Source organism: Nonomuraea sp. ZG12, from assembly GCF_052068115.1.
Taxonomy (GTDB): domain Bacteria; phylum Actinomycetota; class Actinomycetes; order Streptosporangiales; family Streptosporangiaceae; genus Nonomuraea.
Genome location: NZ_JBQHCW010000017.1, coordinates 50,449 through 69,882 on the forward strand (window position 1 = coordinate 50,449; position 19,434 = coordinate 69,882).

The 19,434-nt window shown below is 67.0% G+C and carries 19 protein-coding genes and 1 tRNA gene; 14 read left to right on the plus strand and 6 right to left on the minus strand.

Annotation, left to right across the window (positions count from 1 at the left end; genetic code table 11):
• Positions 1-38 precede the first annotated feature (38 nt).
• From ACTMTF_RS33975 to ACTMTF_RS34005, 7 genes are all read left to right on the plus strand, one after another.
• Positions 39-296 (plus strand): type II toxin-antitoxin system VapC family toxin, encoded by a 258-nt coding sequence (locus tag ACTMTF_RS33975; RefSeq protein ID WP_441114346.1) that lies wholly within the window; start codon positions 39-41, stop codon positions 294-296.
• A 550-nt stretch (positions 297-846) separates the two neighbouring features.
• A complete protein-coding gene (locus ACTMTF_RS33980; RefSeq protein WP_441114347.1) occupies positions 847-1,335 on the plus strand; it encodes a hypothetical protein in 489 nt (162 codons plus the stop codon).
• A 156-nt stretch (positions 1,336-1,491) separates the two neighbouring features.
• The gene (locus ACTMTF_RS33985) at positions 1,492-1,680 is read left to right on the plus strand and encodes a hypothetical protein (protein WP_441114348.1); all 189 of its coding nucleotides are present in this window, start codon (positions 1,492-1,494) and stop codon (positions 1,678-1,680) included.
• Between the two features lie 238 nt (positions 1,681-1,918).
• Complete coding sequence (locus tag ACTMTF_RS33990; protein ID WP_441114349.1) at positions 1,919-2,971, plus strand: Shedu anti-phage system protein SduA domain-containing protein; 1,053 nt, start codon at positions 1,919-1,921, stop codon at positions 2,969-2,971.
• Between the two features lie 462 nt (positions 2,972-3,433).
• The gene (locus ACTMTF_RS33995; protein ID WP_441114350.1) at positions 3,434-4,015 is read left to right on the plus strand and encodes a DUF6461 domain-containing protein; all 582 of its coding nucleotides are present in this window, start codon (positions 3,434-3,436) and stop codon (positions 4,013-4,015) included.
• Between the two features lie 296 nt (positions 4,016-4,311).
• Positions 4,312-4,674 (plus strand): hypothetical protein, encoded by a 363-nt coding sequence (locus ACTMTF_RS34000; protein ID WP_441114351.1) that lies wholly within the window; start codon positions 4,312-4,314, stop codon positions 4,672-4,674.
• Positions 4,675-5,820: 1,146 nt separating this feature from the next.
• On the plus strand, positions 5,821-6,030 hold the full coding sequence (locus tag ACTMTF_RS34005) for a hypothetical protein (RefSeq protein WP_441114352.1): 210 nt from the start codon (positions 5,821-5,823) through the stop codon (positions 6,028-6,030).
• A gap of 596 nt (positions 6,031-6,626) precedes the next feature.
• Here the strand turns inward: ACTMTF_RS34005 and ACTMTF_RS34010 are convergent.
• The 3 genes from ACTMTF_RS34010 to ACTMTF_RS34020 all read right to left on the minus strand — a co-directional run bounded on the left by ACTMTF_RS34010 (position 6,627) and on the right by ACTMTF_RS34020 (position 7,748).
• Positions 6,627-7,097: an IS110 family transposase gene (locus tag ACTMTF_RS34010; protein ID WP_441114353.1), complete on the minus strand. Its 471-nt coding sequence runs from the start codon at positions 7,095-7,097 to the stop codon at positions 6,627-6,629.
• 155 nt (positions 7,098-7,252) lie between these two features.
• Entirely contained in the window at positions 7,253-7,564 is a 312-nt protein-coding gene (locus ACTMTF_RS34015) for a hypothetical protein (protein WP_441114354.1), read from the minus strand.
• Positions 7,565-7,677: 113 nt separating this feature from the next.
• Positions 7,678-7,748, minus strand: a tRNA-Gly gene (locus ACTMTF_RS34020).
• 103 nt (positions 7,749-7,851) lie between these two features.
• Here ACTMTF_RS34020 and dcd point away from each other — a divergent pair.
• The 3 genes from dcd (at position 7,852) to ACTMTF_RS34035 (ending at position 10,287) form a co-directional block, all read left to right on the plus strand.
• A complete protein-coding gene (gene dcd / locus ACTMTF_RS34025; protein WP_397011180.1) occupies positions 7,852-8,427 on the plus strand; it encodes a dCTP deaminase in 576 nt (191 codons plus the stop codon).
• A gap of 233 nt (positions 8,428-8,660) precedes the next feature.
• On the plus strand, positions 8,661-9,278 hold the full coding sequence (locus ACTMTF_RS34030) for a DUF47 domain-containing protein (RefSeq protein ID WP_049567507.1): 618 nt from the start codon (positions 8,661-8,663) through the stop codon (positions 9,276-9,278).
• 4 nt (positions 9,279-9,282) lie between these two features.
• Positions 9,283-10,287 carry an anion permease gene (locus ACTMTF_RS34035; RefSeq protein WP_441114355.1) on the plus strand — a complete coding sequence of 335 codons (1,005 nt, stop codon included), beginning with the start codon at positions 9,283-9,285 and terminating at the stop codon, positions 10,285-10,287.
• Here ACTMTF_RS34035 and mshD read toward each other — a convergent pair.
• On the minus strand, positions 10,220-11,194 hold the full coding sequence (gene mshD / locus ACTMTF_RS34040) for a mycothiol synthase (protein WP_441114356.1): 975 nt from the start codon (positions 11,192-11,194) through the stop codon (positions 10,220-10,222). The two genes, ACTMTF_RS34035 and mshD, sit on opposite strands and share 68 nt — an antisense overlap.
• Positions 11,195-11,302: 108 nt before the next feature.
• On the opposite strand from mshD, the gene ACTMTF_RS34045 reads away from it, so the two are divergent.
• Positions 11,303-13,084 carry a bifunctional metallophosphatase/5'-nucleotidase gene (locus tag ACTMTF_RS34045; protein WP_441114357.1) on the plus strand — a complete coding sequence of 594 codons (1,782 nt, stop codon included), beginning with the start codon at positions 11,303-11,305 and terminating at the stop codon, positions 13,082-13,084.
• A gap of 204 nt (positions 13,085-13,288) precedes the next feature.
• On the opposite strand, the gene ACTMTF_RS34050 is transcribed toward ACTMTF_RS34045, so the two are convergent.
• Entirely contained in the window at positions 13,289-13,864 is a 576-nt protein-coding gene (locus ACTMTF_RS34050) for a TetR/AcrR family transcriptional regulator (protein WP_441114358.1), read from the minus strand.
• Between the two features lie 152 nt (positions 13,865-14,016).
• Here ACTMTF_RS34050 and ACTMTF_RS34055 point away from each other — a divergent pair, with 152 nt between their 5' ends.
• Together ACTMTF_RS34055 and ACTMTF_RS34060 are read left to right on the plus strand one after the other, a co-directional pair.
• Entirely contained in the window at positions 14,017-15,066 is a 1,050-nt protein-coding gene (locus ACTMTF_RS34055) for an aldo/keto reductase (RefSeq protein ID WP_397011190.1), read from the plus strand.
• A gap of 211 nt (positions 15,067-15,277) precedes the next feature.
• Positions 15,278-16,261 (plus strand): NAD-dependent epimerase/dehydratase family protein, encoded by a 984-nt coding sequence (locus ACTMTF_RS34060; protein ID WP_441114359.1) that lies wholly within the window; start codon positions 15,278-15,280, stop codon positions 16,259-16,261.
• Between the two features lie 34 nt (positions 16,262-16,295).
• Here the strand turns inward: ACTMTF_RS34060 and ACTMTF_RS34065 are convergent, their stop codons facing one another.
• Entirely contained in the window at positions 16,296-17,774 is a 1,479-nt protein-coding gene (locus ACTMTF_RS34065) for an MFS transporter (RefSeq protein ID WP_441114360.1), read from the minus strand.
• A gap of 237 nt (positions 17,775-18,011) precedes the next feature.
• On the opposite strand from ACTMTF_RS34065, the gene ACTMTF_RS34070 reads away from it, so the two are divergent.
• Positions 18,012-19,421 carry a purine-cytosine permease family protein gene (locus ACTMTF_RS34070; RefSeq protein ID WP_441114361.1) on the plus strand — a complete coding sequence of 470 codons (1,410 nt, stop codon included), beginning with the start codon at positions 18,012-18,014 and terminating at the stop codon, positions 19,419-19,421.
• The last annotated feature ends 13 nt before the right edge of the window (positions 19,422-19,434 follow it).

Genomic DNA, 19,434 nt, shown 5'->3' on the forward strand with positions numbered 1-19,434 from the left:
ACCTTCGGGTCATCACCTCTGCGGCCACGCTCGTCGAGGTGGTTCACCCCCACGTCAACCGGTCGGCCCTGGAGTGGACATTGTCCCGCCTTGTCGTCGAGCCCGTCACCGAACCGATCGCCCGCTACGCCGCCACGCTCCTGTCCGACGCCGGGTTGCACGGGCACAAGTACGCCATCGACGCCATGCTCTGCGCCACCGCCCTCTCTGCCCCAGGTCCCGTCACGGTCCTCACCTCCGACCCCGACGATCTCACCGCTCTCTGCGGCGTGCGTGTCACCGTCATCAAGGTCTAAGTTGCCTGTTGGTTGCGACCGAGTGATCACCCAAGGCTCGGGAGAGATGGCAACATCAAAGCCCGGGTGCCGAGTCCACCGGCCTACCTGGGCTTTCGTTATGAGAGTGGGTGACGGGAATCGAACCTACGCTGTCAGCTTGGGAGCTGCATCGATCACGGCCTGACGAGGCTCTCAGCTGGGTAGAGGGCCGGTCATGAGTGACCGTGATTGACCCCTCGTCGCCCCTCTCAATGGCCCGGCGATCAGCCCGTGAGCTGGTATTTCTCGCGCGACGCGCATCTCGCCCGTTTGAAATCATCCCGTCTGCCTCGACCCACCTGAAGCGGAAAGCGTGCCAAGCCTCAGGTAAGGGATGATCGGTGCTGTGGGCTTCGGGACATACGCCAGACGCGTTCGCGACCGTGATCTTCCTTTCGGTAGGCGCTTGTGCGCGCTGAGGTGCGCAGTCGGCTGCTACCACCCGATCGGCTTCAACGCGACTTGGTCATACCTGACCACGGCAGGAAACCTTCGACGCGATGAGTCGGCTCTGATCCGGGCGCTGGACATGCTGGAGCTCAGCCGGAACGTCTGGCTTGCGGAGATCGACGCCTTCGCCGACCGGCGATGCCTCGAAAAGCGAAAGCATCGCCGTAGTCCGCTGGCGTCGGAAGTGCGATACCTGCATGGATGGAGATGGCCCGGGCCAGAAGGTCATCGGGTGATGGTCCGAGAGATCAGCGTCCTGTGGGCGCAGCATGTACCCGTCGCATTCCCTGATGTACCGAGCTCAGAGAGGGACGACCTCGTCGAGTTGAATGCCGCTCTTGCTGACTGCGTATCGGCCTACCTTCGTAACAACGGCTCGGCCGACTTAGGACATAAGGCCATCCTCCTCAGGTGCCTGCGCAAACTCCGCAGGCATCTGGGGCGCCACCTGGGCTACCCCTCCAGCTTCCACGACGCCTATCACTACCATCGCCGCCTGCTCAAGGTGACGGAACTGCTAGTCAACGATGCGTTCCCGTTCACCGCTGAGACGCAGGACCAGGGCTAGCTTCAGGACCGCGCTCACGCCTGCGACACTGACCAAATGGCAGGATAATGCGGGGCGGCCACCCCGCGACCTGGTCCTTCCCGCTGTGCCCGGGACGATGGCGGGCGGGATGATCAGGCTTCCACCTCGGCCACCTACGGACCTCGCGGGCGCGCGGTGATCATCCCGGTGCTGGAGTGCCTCTGCCGAAGGCAAGTCTGCGCCGAGGCGAGGGTGTCGCCGGCGCCGGATGAATCCATCCGCCATATGGCGGCCGACTACCTTGCCCGGGAGGAGTTCGAGAACCGCCCCGACCTGGGCCTGTTCCTCGCGAACTTCTGGGACATGGGTTTCCGTAATCGGTAGGACAACCTCTAGCGTGCCTGAATGGCCTAGGCAACCTGCCTGGAACCTTCGCAAGGAACTGTCACACCTGCCGGTCACACTTCAGCCCATGGACGTCAGATCAGACTTCTCATTGGAGCAACAGCTTGAGTACGTTCACAGACAGGCGGCAAGCGACGAGGTAAAGCGAGCGGTCACCTCCGTACTCCAGCACATGCGAACTGGACGCGGCGGCCACCGCAGGGGCGGGAGGGCGCTCGTGCAACTCTTGACAGAGGCGCGCGGACACGCAGCCTCGGTCGGCGAGTGGGAGGTTGTGCGACTGCTGCAGGACTCTCTGGATTACGCCGAGGAACGTATCCTGCAACCGGATTTCAACGAGAGATACCGACTTTTTCAAGACGGCATACGCAATCAAAGGTTGCGGAAGTTTGTGGCGAACATGCTTGAGATCAAATTCAAGTACGTTGCCGAGGCGGGGCGCGAGTTCCTCGACCAACACCCCGGTGCAGATGTGGATGATCTGCTGGCCTATATCAACTCGCTCAGCCATGACGCTCGGCATCTCGGAGCACCAGAAGGTCGGCCCGGGCGATACTCGCTCTTCCGCAGCCGGGGGGAGACGATGGTGTGGCTGGAGCGTGTGCTCCAGGAGCGGGTTGATATCGAAGACCCGGAGGAAGCCGCCCAGCGGATTGCTGCGTCACCAGAGGCATGGGCTCTCCTAGCCGCTGATTCAGATGGTCAGATGATCCTCCGGGCGTCCCAGCTTCAGCAGCGCTCGGCCCGCCTGGCAAGCCTGCGCAAAATGGTGGAGGACAGGACCGCCACGGAGCTGGACCTACAACGGGCGCTGGAAGGGCAGCACTGGATCTTCGGTGGGCGTTTCGTCGGGGAAGCCGCTCAGCGCAGGTTGGTGTCGGGTGACGAGGTAGACATTCCTCTGATCCGCGGCGATGGAAGTCTTCACATCGTCGAGTTGAAGCGGGCCATGAGCATGAAGGGTTCTCTGGTGAAGCGACATCGCGGAGCCTGGGTACCTACTGCTGAGGTGCATGATGCCGTCGGCCAAGCCGTCAACTACCTTGTAGGGCTAGATGAGAACCGTCAGCAGATCTTCGAAGACTTCGGCATCGAGACACGCCGAGCAAGCGCTGTCGTTCTGATCGGCCATCCAGCCGTCCAGCCGAGCGTGCCGGAACAGGCGATCAACGAAGCGCTTCGGACGTTCAACACGCACGTGAACCGGGTTGAGGTCATCACGTACAAGGAACTCATCGACAACGCCAGACGCTCCCTCGGGGACCTCTGAGAACATGGTGGCTGCGTTGTGGCTCAACGCCGGAGTCCCAGTGCCTCAGGTCACTGAGTGGGCGGGGCACACGTGAACGTCCTACTACGGGTCTATGCCAAGTGCATTCACGGCCGGCAGGGCGAGGCGATGCGCCGGATCTGGGAAGCGATCAGGGCCTGAGAACTTGGGCACGTATTCGAGCCGAGAGAAGAGGGTGGCACGCGGGGGCTCGGGGCGGGTCGTCCCCCAGGCAGCACAAGAACCCGGCGAAGCCGACCCGATAGGTCGGCGAGCAGGACTCGCCAAGAGCGGGCGAACGGGAATCGAACCCGCGCTATCAGCCTGGGAATCGTATGGATCACGGCTCGTAGGGTGGCTGACCTGCGGCTGAGGCTGGTCATGAGTGGCCGCGGTTGACCCCTCGTTACCCCCTCTGATGGCACGCTAGCGGCACGACGATCAACTGATGAGGTGTTGCGGATGGCGTTTACCTACACCGATGTTGCCTGGCTGGCCGAAGGCGACGGGCTGGGCGATCTGTGGTGTCTGACCTTCGTGCGTGGAGTCAGCGAGGTGCAGGCGCTTCGCCGACTGGGTGCCGACCCGGAGAGCATCCGGCCACTCACCTATGGCGAGTTGATAGACGATGGCCTCTTTCCTGAGACGGTGCTCGTGGGGCGAGTGGGCGACTGGACGGTGCTCATCGAGGAGAGCGGGTGGACGTGCACGGAAGCCGACAAGGCACAGGCCCTCTCGGCCGGGACCGTGGCCGTGGCGGTGCTGCGGCACGACTACGCATCTGACGACTTCGTCTACGCGGTGGACGGGGAGTTGGTCACACACTTCAATCCCAAGATTCCCAAATGGCGGCACGGCAGTGATCCCGATCGGCTCAACGACCTGATGAGACAGGTGGGCCTTGATCCCGACGACGTGCCCGGAACCGGCCCTGAGGCGCCGTCATCCGCATCCGGAGCACTTCTCCTCGCAGCCCGGTTGACCGACGTGGTGCTGACCCCGGAGATCATCAAAGGGCCGCTCATGAGTGGCGTCGTTGGCTGATCCGTCCGCGATGCCACGTCCGACGGACAGCCTGGAGGCTGGCACCACATTCCACTGCCCGGTCTGCCCGCGTTGCGGCACGGCTCGAACTCAAAACCTGCGGATTGAAAGATCCAGTTCGCCTCGCTCCGGATCGTTCAACGCAGGTCAAAGGGTGTGGGAGGTCCTTTGTGAACGGTTGTGAACGGCCTCGTATTGCAACCCGAATTGCAACCGGGGCGGCTCGCTGATTGCAGCGATCTCAGGGGTGCTTGATGGCTGTTGCCGCCCGCAGCGTCCCTGCCAGAGTGGGCTGCATGATCGAGATTGACGGGCCTTTCTATCGGGTCAACGACCCGGCCTTCGAGATGACGGTCCCTGTATGGGAGGGATACGTCCCCGAGACCGCTGATCAGGCCGACGCGATCGTCACACTGCCAGATGGCACCCGTCGGTACGCGACGTTCATGACACTTGGCGTCGTCAGCGGGATCATGGATCGCTGGCAGGAGACCGGCGAGCATCTCAGCGGTCGGTACTTCTCCTGCTCGGGTTTGATCATTATCCGCGAGCCTGGCTTCGCCTCGATGATCGCGGCCATCCGAGACATGATCGCAAGCGGAGACATCGAGCATGCATGCGGCCTGCTTCCGCCCGATGACGAGGAGGATGCGGGTTGAGGGGGCACGGAATTGATCGCGCAGCGACGCCGCAGGCACCCACAGCTGGCGGATTCGATCGGGACTCTCGACAGAGAGGAGAACAGGACCGCCGGATCAGAGGTGCACCGTACCGCCCTTGTCATGATCGCTTGCCTCTGTTTACATGTTCGAAGTGAGTCGCGATTCCGATATCGGCGGGCGTCCGGAACCTATTCCGGCGAAGGTGAATCCGACGAACGGAAGGGGGAACCACACCACGCTGCTCCTTGTCCTGGGCTCAGTCCCCCTTCTGCTTGCCAACTGGTACATCGGTCTCATGATCCTTGAACCCACCTGCACCCTTTTATATGAGGGTGGCAACATAACGGAGTGTGTTGGTGGGCTTTCAGAGGAAGAGATGGCCGCCGCATCCGGAGTCCTCGCGTTGGTTCTACTCCTCATTCAGATGAGACTGATCGTCATAGTGCGTCGGCGCACCCGCGAAGCGTAGCGAGGCCCGCACGATCGGCGACGGAGCGCCTTGGGGCGGCAAGTACGCGTCAGTGCGGCGGATGGGCCTCAAAGACCAGCCACGTCGCTCGGTGGGCCAAGCTGAGGAACAAAGCCCTGGGCCTTCGATCGCCCCCGCCCACCAACGGCGACCGGCCGCGATGTCGCCGATCTGTAGTTGAGCTTGGGCCACGTCGGCGTAGATGACGGCGATGCGCTTGGGGTCGGCGTCTTCGCCCACAGAGCTGAGAGCTTGCTGCCCGGCTGCGATGACCTGGCGTTCGGTAGCCGCCCCTCCAGCGCGCACGCCCGATAGGCGTGGGTGCATGTCTGGATGATCGGATGCCGCTCTCCTTGGCGGCCGGCGCTGAGACGCGGTCGAACGATGCGTACTGTGCGGGCTGCTTGAGGTCCCAGGCCGGCCAGGAAGCCAGTGTCGCCGCCTCCCCTGCCGTAGAGCGGCCAGCCTGGCGGCGGAAGCGCTCGGGTGCGCTCTGGAGGACGCTGCTCAGCTCGTTGAGGTGGCTGGTCAGCCCTTGATAGAGGGCGCTGGCGGGAAGGACGTACTCCAGCCGGTGGAATCCAATGGTCCTGGCTTCGAGCCGTTCAACGGTGTCCTCGTCGAGGGTCTGGGGGCCGGCAAGGGCGCGAATCAGGCGTTCCCACGGGTCGGTGATGGTGGCGGCGGACTCGGGTGCGGGGCTCAACGGCCTCATGGCGCGCATGGGACACGACAACGTCCGGGCCGCGATGATCAACCAGCACGCCGTCCGGGGAGCCGACAAGCTGATCACCGAAGCGATCGACAAGCACCTACTCGGGCACGAACGGGCACGCGACGATGATGAGGACGACCCGCCTGGCCTCCTGGTCTCCGCCGGATGATCCTCAGGCTTAATGGCACGCCAATTGCACGCAGAGATCAACAGCCCTGGACAAGATCAAAGCCCAGGCACCGAATTCCTCGGTCTACCTGGGCTTTCGCTATGAGAGCGGGCGACGGGAATCGAACCCGCGCTATCAGCTTGGGAACTGCAGGCATCGCGGCACGTGAGAGCTCTGAACTGGGCGGAAAGCCGGTCGTGAGTGACCGTGGTTGACCCCTCGCCACCCCTCTTAATGGCACGCTAATGGCACGGCAGCAATACAGGGAACTCATTCGACACGTCTAGAACGGGTGCCATCGCACGCACTCTGGGCAACGCTCCCAGTGATCGGGAATTGGGCTGCTCCAGGGGAACCCATAGGGGAGAACTCGGTCAGCTCCACAGTCAGGCCTGTTGCTGCCAGGAGCAACCGCATGGGCAACAGGTTGGCCATCCTGAACCAGCCTTAGGTCGGAGTAATCCTTGATGGGAACATCGGGATCCTTAGGCGCGACGCGTACGTTGCCCCAAAACCAAGTCTCGTACTCCACAACCCAGAGCGTAAGCGAACTTGCCGCACCCCCTGGCCTGATCTTCCCGATGCTCCTATGGATGTCAAGCAGCCAAGTTATGACCGTTTGGGACCTCGGCGCGTGGCATGAGGATGCGGTAGATCTCTCGGGCGGCATAGCGCTTGAGGCACCGGATGATCTCTGTCTTCGACAAGCCGTCCTTGGTGCGGCGCTCAACATAGTTGCGGGTGCGCGCATCCCATCGCATCCGGCACAGCACGATGCGATACAACGCGGCGTTGGACACGCAGCGCGATCTTGGCCGCGATGGCCGGGTCAGCGAGGCCGCCGCGATCGGGTCGGCCTGGCCGGCCCTGTAGGCACCGGTGTCCTCGATCCCGACCAGGACCAGGGTGCCGAAGGCGCGCAGCCAGGCCAGCAGGGTGGCATACCCGGCGGCGGTGGCGGAGACCTGCCCGGTGCCCAGCACCCGCCCTGCGCTGTCGAGTGCGGCGGCGGTGTGGGAGTCGCGGTGGGTGTCGATACCCCCGGTTATCTCCCCGGGAACGGTCACTTGGGAGTAAAACGCCTCCCAGCTGGGCCGATAGGTCGGGTCGAGGGCCCCAGGGTCAGTCTGCCGTTGGGTCAACCCACCGAGAGGCGCTCATCTACGTCATCACTGTCTGCCGTCGACTGACTCACTCACTCCCATCAGGTGATCACTATGGATCACATGTGTTCCTCGGCAAGGCGTGCGATCTCGTCGACGGTTTCGAGCGGCACCGTGACGGCGATGTCCCACGTTTCGTCGTCCTGGCCGACGAGGATCGTCGCTTGCCCCTCGCTTGCTGCCCAGAACACGCGAGCGTCAGCGCAGGTCCCAACTGGGAGTGAGCGGCGCGCGTCCCAATCCACCTCCCTGATTCCGCGGAGACGGAACAAGTCAGCCATCGGCGCCCAGATGTTGAGCTCCCACGTTTCGGCCTGCAGCTTCACCACAGCTACGGAGTCGTCGGACTCATCCAAGGTCACATCAACCACGTGGCCATGATCGCACTCAGCGAACGCTTAATGGCACGCGGAGATCAACAACCCCATACAAGATCAAAGCCCAGGTCTCGGAAACCGTCTCCGACCTGGGCTTTCGCTATGAGAGCGGGCGACGGGAATCGAACCCGCGCTATCAGCTTGGGAAGCTGAAGTTCTGCCATTGAACTACACCCGCGTGCGACCCGAGCCGCGCCTCTACTGTAGCGGAAACCAACACCACTTCACCAAGCCAAAGCGCCCCCGACTTCCCCAACCACCCACACGGTAAGTTGCTCATCGTGCTGCTATCTGACCGCGACATCGTCGCCGAGATCGACTCCGGCCGGCTGGCGCTGGACCCCTTCGACAGGGAGATGATCCAACCGTCCAGCATCGATGTCCGCCTCGACAGGTTCTTCCGGGTGTTCGAGAACCACAGATACCCACACATCGACCCCGCCGTGGAGCAGCCCGATCTGACCCGTCTGGTCGAGCCGGACGGTGACGAGCCGTTCATTCTTCACCCGGGCGAGTTCGTGCTGGCTTCCACGTACGAGGTCATCACGTTGCCGGACGATCTCGCCTCCAGGCTGGAGGGCAAGAGCTCGCTGGGCCGTCTCGGTCTGCTGACGCATTCGACGGCCGGTTTCATCGATCCCGGGTTCAGCGGTCACGTCACGCTGGAGCTGTCCAACGTGGCCACGTTGCCGATCAAGCTCTGGCCGGGGATGAAGATCGGGCAGCTGTGCGTGTTCCGGCTCAGTTCGCCGTCGGAGTTCCCGTACGGGTCGGAGAAGTACGGGTCGCGCTATCAGGGACAGCGGGGGCCCACACCTTCGCGATCGTTTCGTAACTTTCATCGGACCAAAATCTGAACCGTAGGCGGCCGAAAGGGGTGGTGGTGGACGGGGGATGTCACCAAGATGGTGTAGGTAGCGGCCTGAAAGTCCCCCGCCTGCGTTGTGAGGTGCAGCCCCGAGTAACCTGACGACGGTGTCGTAAGGCATACCGGGGGGTAGCGACCAGGAGATGAGGACATGAAGTTCGCATTTTGCCTGGTAACCCGTACTCTCTTCCACGGACCATCCCCGCACATCTGGAGAACGACGTGCGCCTGCGTCTCACGCCACGTGAGGACAGCTACTATGACCTGTTCGCCGATTCGGCGAACAACCTGGTCACCGCATCACGATTGCTCGTGGAGATCATCAGCGACGGCTCGGACCGCGAGGCCCTGGCCGAGAAGATGCGCGCCTGCGAGCACGCCGGGGACGAACGCACTCACGCGATCATGAACCGGCTCAACGAGAGCTTCATCACCCCCTTCGACCGCGAGGACATCTATCGTCTCGCCTCGAACCTCGACGACGTGATGGACGCCATGGAAGCGGCGTCGGATCTCATCGTCCTCTACCAGATCGATCATCTCCCCAAAGATGTCGTCCGGCAGGTCGAGGTGCTGGAGCGGGCCGCCGAGCTGACCGCGGAGGCCATGCCCCGGCTGCGCTCGATGAAGAACCTCAACGAGTACTGGATCGAGGTCAACCGCCTGGAGAACCAGGGCGACCAGGTCTACCGGCGACTGCTGGCCAAGCTGTTCAGCGGTGAGTACGACGCTCTCACGGTCATGAAGATGAAGGAAGTCATCGACGCCCTCGAAGAGGCCGCCGACGCCTTCGAGCATGTGGCGAACACCGTCGAGTCAATCGCGGTCAAGGAAAGCTAACTCAGTGGACCTCACGCTCGCCCTTGTCATCGGCGTGGTCGTCGTGGCACTGGTCTTCGACTACACCAATGGCTTTCACGACGCGGCGAACGCCATCGCGACCTCCGTATCCACTCGCGCTCTCACTCCCCGGGCCGCCCTGTTCATGGCCGCGGCGATGAACTTCATCGGCGCCCATCTCGGCACTCAGGTCGCCCAGACCGTGGGCAGCGGGATCATCGACGCACCCCAGGGCTCGCACGGCCTGGTGATCGTGGCGGCGTCGCTCATCGGCGCCATCGTCTGGAACCTCATCACCTGGTACTTCGGCCTGCCCTCATCCTCCAGCCACGCGCTCATCGGCGGTCTCATCGGCGCGGCGCTGGCCTCGGCCAGTCTCGTGCACTGGGACGGCGTGGTGGCGAAGGTGGTCATTCCCATGATCATCTCACCGCTGGTGGGCTTCACGCTGGCGGCCTCGATCATGATCGCAATCTACTGGATCTTCCGCCATGCGCAACCCGGCAAGACCAACCGCGGCTTCCGCTACGCGCAGACCATCTCGGCCGCCGCGATGGCGCTCGGCCACGGCCTGCAGGACGCGCAGAAGACTATGGGCGTGATCTTCCTGGCGCTCCTGGTAGGTGGCTACGCCTCGCCGGGCGACCCGATCCCGCAGTGGGTGATCCTGGCCGCCGCGGGCGCGATCTCGCTCGGCACGTACGCCGGTGGCTGGCGCATCATGCGCACGCTGGGCCGCCGCATCATCGCGCTGGACCCGCCGCAGGGCTTCGCGGCTGAGGCCGCCGCGGCGACGGTGTTGTACGGCGCGGCCATCGGATTCGGGGCGCCGATCTCCACCACGCACACGATCACCTCGGCGATCATGGGCGTGGGCTCCACGAAGCGGTTGTCGGCGGTGCGGTGGGGCGTGGCCGGCAACATCGTGACCGCCTGGATCCTTACGATTCCGGCTGCCGCGGCGGTGGCGGCGGTGTCCTACTACGTCCTGCACTGGATCGTGGAGTAGCGGCGTACATGACGTCGACGTCCCACCGGGTGAAGCCGAGGGACTCGTACAGTCTGATCGCCGCCGGATTGGCCTCGTCCACGTAGAGCATCACCTGGGCGAGGCCGCGCGAGCGCAGGTGCGCGAGGCCGGCGACGGTGAGCGCCCGGCCGAGGCCGGTGCCCTGCTCCGCGGGATCGACGCCGACGACGTACACCTCCCCCAGAGGCTCGTCGGCGTCGTGGATCTTCGTCCAGTGGAAGCCGGCGAGCCTGTCGTCGCGGACGGCCAGGAAGAATCCCTCCGGGTCGAACCACGGCTCCCGCTCGCGCACCATCAGGTCGTCCATCGTCCAGGCGCCCTGCTCGGGGTGATGGGCGAAGGCAGCGGCGTTGACCCTGAGCCACTCCTCCTCGTCCTGACCGGGCACGAACGTGCGCAGCCGTACCCCTTCCGGCAGGTCGTAGGCGGGCAGGGGGACGGACAGGGCGCGCCGCATCCGCCAGAGGGAGCGCGCCCGCTCGAAGCCGGACGAGGCGGCCAGCGCGACGGCGGCGGGGTGGTCGCCGTGCGCCCATAGGCGCAGGCGGCCGTCCGCCAGGTCGAGCGTCGCGCGCAGGAGCCGGGCGCCGTGGCCGCGGCGGCGGTGCGCCGGGTGAATCACGAGCTCGCCGCTGGGGCTTTCCGGTTCGTCGCTGGGGCCTTCGGCGTCGTCGGCGGGGTCGAGGTGGGCGTAGCCGACCAGCGTGTCCTGCTCCAGGATCAGCAGGGAGCGGGCGCGCGGGTCGCCGCCATGACGCAGGTGGAGCATCGCGTGCTCGCTGAGCGGCCGGACGCCGTCGGCCTCCGTCGCCGCTTCGACGACGGCCAGCACGCCGTCCGTCTCCTGGTCGTCCAGCTTCTCTTTGATCTTCACGTACGCGCTCACAGATCGAACTCTAGGCGTACCACTGGCAAATAGCGCCATGCGGTGGGCCGCTGAATCGTTACCTTTGCGACATGGGCTGCACGGGTTCCCGCCGTAACGTCTTGGGCCATGACGTCCCGTTCCCTCCTCCGGCTCACGCTGGCCGGAGCCGTCGCCGCCGGCGCACTCCTGCTCGCCGGCCTTCCGGCGGACGCGACCAAGGCTCCCCGGACCGTTCCCGTCCGGCTCCTGGCCCTCAATGACTTCCACGGCCACCTCGAACCGCCGTCCGGGTCCTCCGGCCGGGTGGTCGACGAGCACGGCCACACCGTCGACGCCGGCGGCGCGGCCTACGTCGCCACCCACATGAAGACGCTGGCCGACAGGAACACGATCGCGGTGGCCCAGGGAGACCTCATCGGCGCCACGCCGCTGATCTCCGCCGCCTACCACGACGAGCCGTCCGTCGAGTTCATGGGCAAGCTCGGGCTGGAGGTGGCCGCGGTCGGCAACCACGAGTTCGACGAGGGATACGCCGAGCTCCGGCGGATCATGTACGGCGGCTGCCACCCGGTGGACGGCTGCTCGCCCGCCGGCCGGTGGAAGGGCGCGGAGTTCGACTACGTGGGCGCCAACGTGCTGTTCAAGAACCGCCACGAGAAGACCGACGCGCTCGCCGGGCTCGGCCACACCGGCCAGGTCAAGAAGCTGCTGGCCGACTGGGGCGTGCCCGCGCTGCCGCCGGTGAGCGTCAAGTGGATGAACGGCGTGCCGATCGGCTTCATCGGCATCGTCACCAAGACCACGCCGAACATCGTCACCGCCGAGGGCATCAAGGATCTCAAGTTCGTCGACGAGGTCAAGGCCACGAACGTGGCGTCCAAGCTGCTCAAGCTGCTGGGCGTGCGGGCCCAGGTCGTGCTGGTGCACGAGGGCGACCAGGTCACGCCGGGGCAGTCCCCCGACGCCTGCAGCGCCGTCCCCGGCGCCGGCAGCCGCATCGCCACGCAGGTCGACGCCGAGGTCGACATGGTGCTCAGCGGGCACTCGCACCAGGCGTACCTGTGCACGGTGAAGGACCCCGCCGGCGGGGATCGCCTCTACTCGCAGGGCGGCTCGTTCGGCCGCGTCATCACCCAGGTGGACCTCAAGGTCGACCGGAGGACCCGGGACATCGACCGCGCCTCGGTCGTCGCGGACAACCACATCGTGACCAGGACTGTCACCCCGGATCCCGAAATTTCGTCTTTCGTGCAGACGTGGAAGGACCGCGTCGCCCCGGTCGCCAACCGGGCGGTCGGCACGATCACCGCTGACATCACCAACACCGCCGCCCCGTCCGGCGAGTCACCGCTCGGCAACCTCATCGCCGACGCCCAGCTCGCGGCCACCAGGACCGGCGGCAACGCCCAGATCGCGCTGATGAACCCCGGCGGCGTCCGCGCCTCCCTCACCCACGCAGGCTCCGCCGCCGGTGAGGGCGACGGAGTGGTCACCTATGGAGAGGCGTTCTCCGTTCAGCCGTTCAACAATCTCATGCAGGTCGTCACGCTGACCGGCGCCCAGCTGAAGACGGTGCTGGAGCAGCAGTTCACCGGCGGACCCAACAACCAGGCGTTCACCAAGATCCTGCAACCCTCGGCGAACCTCACCTACACCTACAGCCAGAGCGCCGCCTGGGGCAACAAGATCTCCGGCATCCAGATCGACGGCGCCCCCGTGACGGACACCCAGACGATCCGGGTCGCGGCGAACAACTTCCTGGTCGGCGGCGGCGACGCCTTCCAGGCGTTCACCGAGGGCACGGAGCTGTGGAGCGGCCCCCTCGACATCGACGCCTTCGTCGAGCACCTCGGCCAGGCCAACCCCATCGCCCCGCCCGCCACCGACCGCATCACGGTGACCGGCTGACCGCTCGCATGAAAGAGGCCCGCTTCTCACGCACCTGAGAAGCGGGCCTCTCTGTCCCCTACCAACGCTGCTGAGAACGCCCGCCTCGCGACCCATCGCCGCCATGACGTCCGTCCCATCACCGCATCCACTTCCGCCACTGCCCCCTGTTCAGCCCCTCAGTCCCCTTTGCCGACAAGAAGGCAAAAGCACTGTCGTGTACGGCTAGCAGCGCGCCCGGGTGAGACCGTCCATCAACAGGTCGAGCAGCCGTTCGGCCTGCGGGCGCTGGTGGGCGGCCCCAGTCACGAGAGTGACGCCCGCCAGGGCCATGAGGATGTCGGGTGCGGGCACGTCCTCGCGCATCACCCCTTGGGCGATCCCCGCGAGGCGGAACTCCTCGACCGCGCCGGTCAGTAGCTCGCGCGTCTGCGAGCTCAGCCCTTCGTCACTCCGCAGGAGGGTCTGCAGCGTGTCGGCCATGCCGTGCTTGGCGGCGAGGTAGTCCAGCACCTCGGACATCCACGCCCGCAAGGCCCGGTCGGCGGGCAGCTCGCCGAGAAGATCCGCGGTCCGGCCGGCGAGCCGGGCCGTCTCGTATCGGTAGGTGGCGTCAACGAGCTGCTCGCGGGTCGGGAAGCGTCGGTACAGGGTGGCGATCCCGACCCCCGCGTCCTTGGCGATCTGTTTCAGGGTCGCGGCGGCACCGTCCCGGGCGAAGGCCAGGGCGGCCGCGGCGAGCAGCTTGTCCTCGTTGGCCCGTGCGTCGGCCCGCATCGGCCTGTCAAACGGATCAGACATGCGTCTCTTTCCCCCCGGCTTGCTATGTGGAGTCGGCTCCGCTTAGCATGGCGACGGGTAAGCGGATCCGGCTCCGATTGTCCGGGACGGTAGCAGATGCCCGCCGGCCGTTCCATCACAACCGCCTCGATCCCGAAAGGCACCACCACGCCATGAGGTACCGCACGCTGGGTAGTACAGGAGTCCAGGTCAGCTCGTTGTGCCTCGGCGCGATGATGTTCGGCGAATGGGGCAACCCCGATCACGACGAGTCGATCGCCATCATCCGCACAGCGCTCGACGCGGGCGTCAACATCATCGACACCGCCGACGTGTATTCGGGCGGCGAATCCGAGGTCATCGTCGGCAAGGCGATCACTGGGCGGCGCGACGACGTCGTCCTGGCGACCAAGGTGTCGAGCCCCATGAGCCCCGGCCTCAACGAGCGCGGCGCCTCACGGCGCTGGATCGTCCGGGCCTGCGAGGAGAGCCTGCGTCGCCTGGGCACCGATCACATCGACCTGTACCAGGTGCACCGGCCCGACCCGGCCACCGACCTCGACGAGACCCTGGGCGCGCTCTCCGACCTCATCCGCGCGGGCAAGATCCGCTACGCGGGATCTTCGACGTTCGCCCCCTCAATGATCGTGCGGGCGCAGTGGACCGCCGAGCGACGGCAGCGCGAGCGCTTCGTCTGCGAACAGCCGCCCTACTCCTTGCTGGCCCGGGGCGTCGAGGCCGACGTGCTGCCCACCTGCGAGACGTACCGGATGGGAGTACTCGCCTGGAGCCCGCTGGCCGGGGGCTGGCTGTCCGGCCGCTGGCGCCGCGACGCCGCCGACCTGAGCAGCCACCGCACACGGACGATGCCCTTCCGCACCACGCTCTCCCACTACGACCTGGACGTACCGGGCAACCAGGCCAAGCTCGACGCCGCCACCGAGCTCGCCGGTATCGCCGACGAGGCGGGCCTCACGCTGATTCAGCTGGCGCTCGCCTTCGTCACCACCCACCCCGCAGTGACCGCGGCGATCATCGGTCCGCGCACCGCCGAACACCTGCACGACCAGCTCAGCGCTGCGGACATCGTCCTGGAGCCCGCCGTACTCGACCGCATCGACAGCATCGTGGCGCCCGGAACCGACCTCAACCCCGACGACACGGGCTACAGCGCCGCGATCCTGGCCGACCCGAAGCACCGTCGCCGCACCGCTGTCCACTGAACCGGGCGAGCCGCGACCGCACGGCCTGGTCCCTCGGTCAGCGATCCTTGCTCCCGGCTGATCGCGTACTCGGCCTCACCACGCAGGGAGACCGTCACCGGGCCGGGCGTCGGCACCTCGCACGATCACCGTTCGGGGGTTTCGCTTTGGGCGATTCCGCTGTCGGCTTGGACGGGTTCCGGGGCTTGGGGCCGGCGGGCACAGTGGTGGGATGAAGGTATTGGTGCTGGGTGGGACCGAGTTCGTGGGGCGGGCCTTCGTCGAGGAGGCGCTGGCCGCCGGGCATGACGTCACGGTGTTCAACCGGGGCACGCACCAGCCCCCCGCCGGGGTGACCGGGCTGCGGGGAGACCGGTCGGCGGCCGGCGGGCTCGCGGCGCTGGAGCGGGGCGAGTGGGACGTCGTGGTCGACACCTGGTCATGGGCGCCGGCCGCGGTCCGGGACGCCGCCGCGCTGCTCGCCGGGCGGGCGGGCCACTACGTGTACGTGTCCAGCCGCTCGGTCTACGCCCCACCGGTCCCGCGCGGGGCGGACGAGAGCGCCCCCGTCGTGACGGCGTCGGCCGATGACGGCGACGGCGGCTACGCCGAGATGAAGGCCGGCGCGGAGCTGGCCGCCACGGCGGCGTTCGGGGATCGGGCGCTGCTGGCGCGGGCCGGGCTGATCCTCGGACCTTACGAGAACATCGGACGGCTGCCGTGGTGGCTGTCCAGGATCGCACGTGGCGGGCCGGTGCTCGCGCCGGGCCCCGAAGATCTCGGGCTGCAGTACGTCGACGCGCGGGACCTGGCTCTGTGGTGCCTGGACGCCGCTGATCGCGGGCTGGGCGGGGCCTACGACGTGGTGAGCCCGCCCGGGTTCACCACGATGCGGGAGCTGCTGGAGACCTGCGTCAGGGTGACCGGCTCCGATGCCGAGCTGCGGTGGACGGACTCGGAGGCGATCCTCGCGGCAGGGGTGCAGCCGTGGACCGACCTGCCGATCTGGCTGGTGGGCGAGGACCACGGCTTCATGCACGGTGGCGACACGTCCAAGGTCGGCGCGGCCGGGCTGCGGTGCCGTCCGGTCGAGGAGACGGTGGCGGACACCTGGAAATGGCTGCGCGGCATCGGCGGCCAGGCCCCCATGCGTACCGACCGTCCTGCTGTCGGCCTCTCCCCCGCCGTGGAGGCCAAGCTGCTCGCCCAGGCCTGACACCACCGTCGGCGATGGCCGGGGGCGGGCTGGTTCAGGAATGGTCGGGGGTGGTGGCGGTGCGGATCAGGTCGTACAGGGCGGCGGTGAGGGCGATGGTGACGCACAGGAGCACCACCAGGAGCCCGTGCCTGAAGGCGGTGGGCCAGCCCTCGGGCAGGGCGCCGAAGAAGACCGAGCCCGCGGCGGCGATGCCGATGGCGGAGCCGAGGCGCTGGCCGGTCTGCAGCACCCCTGCCGCGCTGCCGCCGCCCGCGGGTGGGACCTCCGAGAGGGTGATCGCCTGGTTGGGGGAGATGACCAGGCCGCTGCCGATACCCGCCACCAGGAGCGGCAGCGCGGTCGCCAGGGCCACGTCCGGGCCGGGCACCAGCAGGGTGGCGGCCATGGTCGCGCCCAGGCCGACGATCACCGTGGTCAGGCCGGTGGCCACGACCCGCCGACCTGCCCGGGTCACCAGCCGGCCGCCGACCACGGAGGCCGACGCCGAGCCGAGCGCGAACGGGGTGATCGCCAGCCCGGCCATCAGGGGGGTGTAGCTCAGGCCGCTCTGCAGATACAGGGTGAAGATGAAGAAGATGCCGGTGAAACCGGCGAAGTAGAACAGCGCGATGGTCAGGCCGATGCTGTAGGAGCGCTTGGCGAACAGGGCCAGGTTGATCAGCGGCTCCCGGCGTTGACGCCGCTCCCAGACGACGAAGCCGGCCAGCACGAGCAGGGCCGCCGGGATGAGCAGCCACTTGGCCTCGCCCTTCCACTGGTGCTGCTGGATGACGGGCACGAGCAGCATGGCGACCCCCGCACCGAGCAGCAGCACACCGACGGGGTCCATGCTCTCCCGCCGCCCTGACAGACCCCGCCCTGACGGAGCGCGCCCGGACAGGCCGCGCTCGGAGGAGCGATCGGGCGGGCGTTGGGGTGGGTGGTCGGGGATCGGGCGGGCGGGTGATGGGAGGAGTCGGTGGGCCAGGGGCAGCAGGATGAGGCCGATCGGGACGTTCACCAGGAACACCCACCGCCATCCGTGCTCGCCACCGAACGCGGTGACCAGGGCGCCGCCGATCAGGGGGCCCGCCGCGGTGGAGACCCCGATGGTCGCGCCGAGCGCGCCGAAGGCCCGGCCCCGCTCGGAGCCGCTGAACATCTGCTGGATCAGCCCGGACACCTGCGGGTTGAGCACCCCCGCGCCCAGCCCCTGCACCAGCCGGGAGGCGATCAGCATGGGCATGCTCTGGGCCAGGCCGCACGCCGCGCTGGCCAGGGTGAAGAGCACGGCTCCCCAGATGAAGACCGTCCGGCGGCTGCGCGCGTCGCCCAGCCGCCCGGCGGGCACCAGCAGCAGGCCGAACGTCAGCGCGTACCCGGAGACGGTCCACTGCAGGCCGTCCTCGGAGGCGTTCAGACCTTCGCGGATCGACGGCAGGGCCACGTTCACGATGCTCACGTCCAGGCCCGACATGAACGCCGCCACCAGGCAGATGGCCAGCGCCCGCCTGCGGGGGTCACGTACCACGAGCGATCACACCCGCCTTCCCAACACCCACCCCAGAGAAGCATGGGGGTGCACAAACCCCCACGATAAGCAGGGGGGAGTGCACAAACCGCCACCGGGGAGTAGGGCCGTGCAGGCGACCACGGCCCGAGCATGATTCCCCAGGCATCACGAATTATCGCCGTTCGCTGACAATGATGTCTTTGCTGTGGGCAGAGGGGCGTTACCAGGCGCGCACCCGCGGTGTACGGTCCGATCATGGGCACGATGACGGTCGAGCAGAACGGCATCAACAAGGTCCCCGAGGCGGAGCGGCGTGGCAGGCCGTCCGGCCTGTTCTGGCCCTGGGCCGGGTCCAATCTGTCGCTGTTCGGGGTGGCGTTCGGCGTCTACATCGTGGGCCTGGGCCTGGGCGTCTTCCCGGCGATCATCACCGGCGCGATCGGCTACGTGCTCTCGTTCGGGCTGGTGGGGCTGGTCGCGATCGCGGGCGCGCGGTCCGGGGTGCCGACGATGACGCTGGGCCGGGCCCCGTTCGGCTATCAGGGCAACAAGCTGCCGGCCGCGCTGTCGTACATCTCCAACGTGGGCTGGGAGACCGTGCTGGTCACGCTGTCGGCGCAGGGCGGGGCGGCCATTCTGGGGCGGGTCGCGCCCGGCATACCGGCCTCGACCGCCACGGCCGTCTGTTTCGTGGTCGCCGCGCTGGTCACGATCGCGGTCGGGGTGTACGGCCACGCGATGATCATGGTGGTGCAGCGATATCTGACGTACGCCTTCATCGTGCTGACCGTCGTCTACATGGTGTTGATGGCGCCCAGGCTCGGCACGTCGCTGGAGACGACCGCGGGCTTCGGCGGCTGGGTGGGCGGGGTGATCTTCGCGATGACGCTGCTCGGCCTCGGCTGGGTCAACTGCGGCGCCGACTACTCCCGCTATCTGCCCACGAGCTCGCGGCCCTCCAGGGTGGCGACGTGGACCATGCTCGGCGGAGCGGTGCCGCCCATGCTGCTGCTGGTGTTCGGCGTGCTGCTCGCGGGCGGCGACCCCCGGCTGGCCGACGCCGCGGCGGCCGATCCGGTGGGGGCGCTGGCGGGGGCGTTGCCGACCTGGTTCCTGCTGCCCTACCTGCTGACCGCCATCGGCGGGTTCCTGGCCGGGGCGATCATGGACATCTACTCCTCCGGGCTGTCCATGCTGGCGCTGGGCGTGCCGGTCAGGCGGCACTACGCGGTGCTGATCGACGGCGCGCTCATGGTGCTCGCGGGCTACTACGTGCTGTTCGTCTCGACCAGCTTCCTGGCGACCTTCCAGGCGTTCCTGGCGATCATCGGCGTGGTCATGGCCGCGTGGGTCGCCATCTTCCTCGTGGACATGTGGCGCTGGCGTGCCGGCGGCCGCGCCTACGACGAGCGCCTGCTGCGGCCCGGCGCCCCCGCCGTGAACGTGCCGGGGCTGATCTCGCTGGTCACCGCCTCTGTCGTGGGCGTCGGCCTGATCGCCTCCGCCGACCCGAACATCGCCCGCTTCGTCGGGTTCCTGATGAGCGAGGACCTGAAGGCCGGCACGTTCGCCTCGGCCAACATCGGCGTGGTCGTGGCCCTGGTGCTGGCCGGGCTGCTCTACTTCGCGATCTCCAGCTTGGCGCCGCGCCGTTCCGGTGCCTGACGGTCATCAGAGG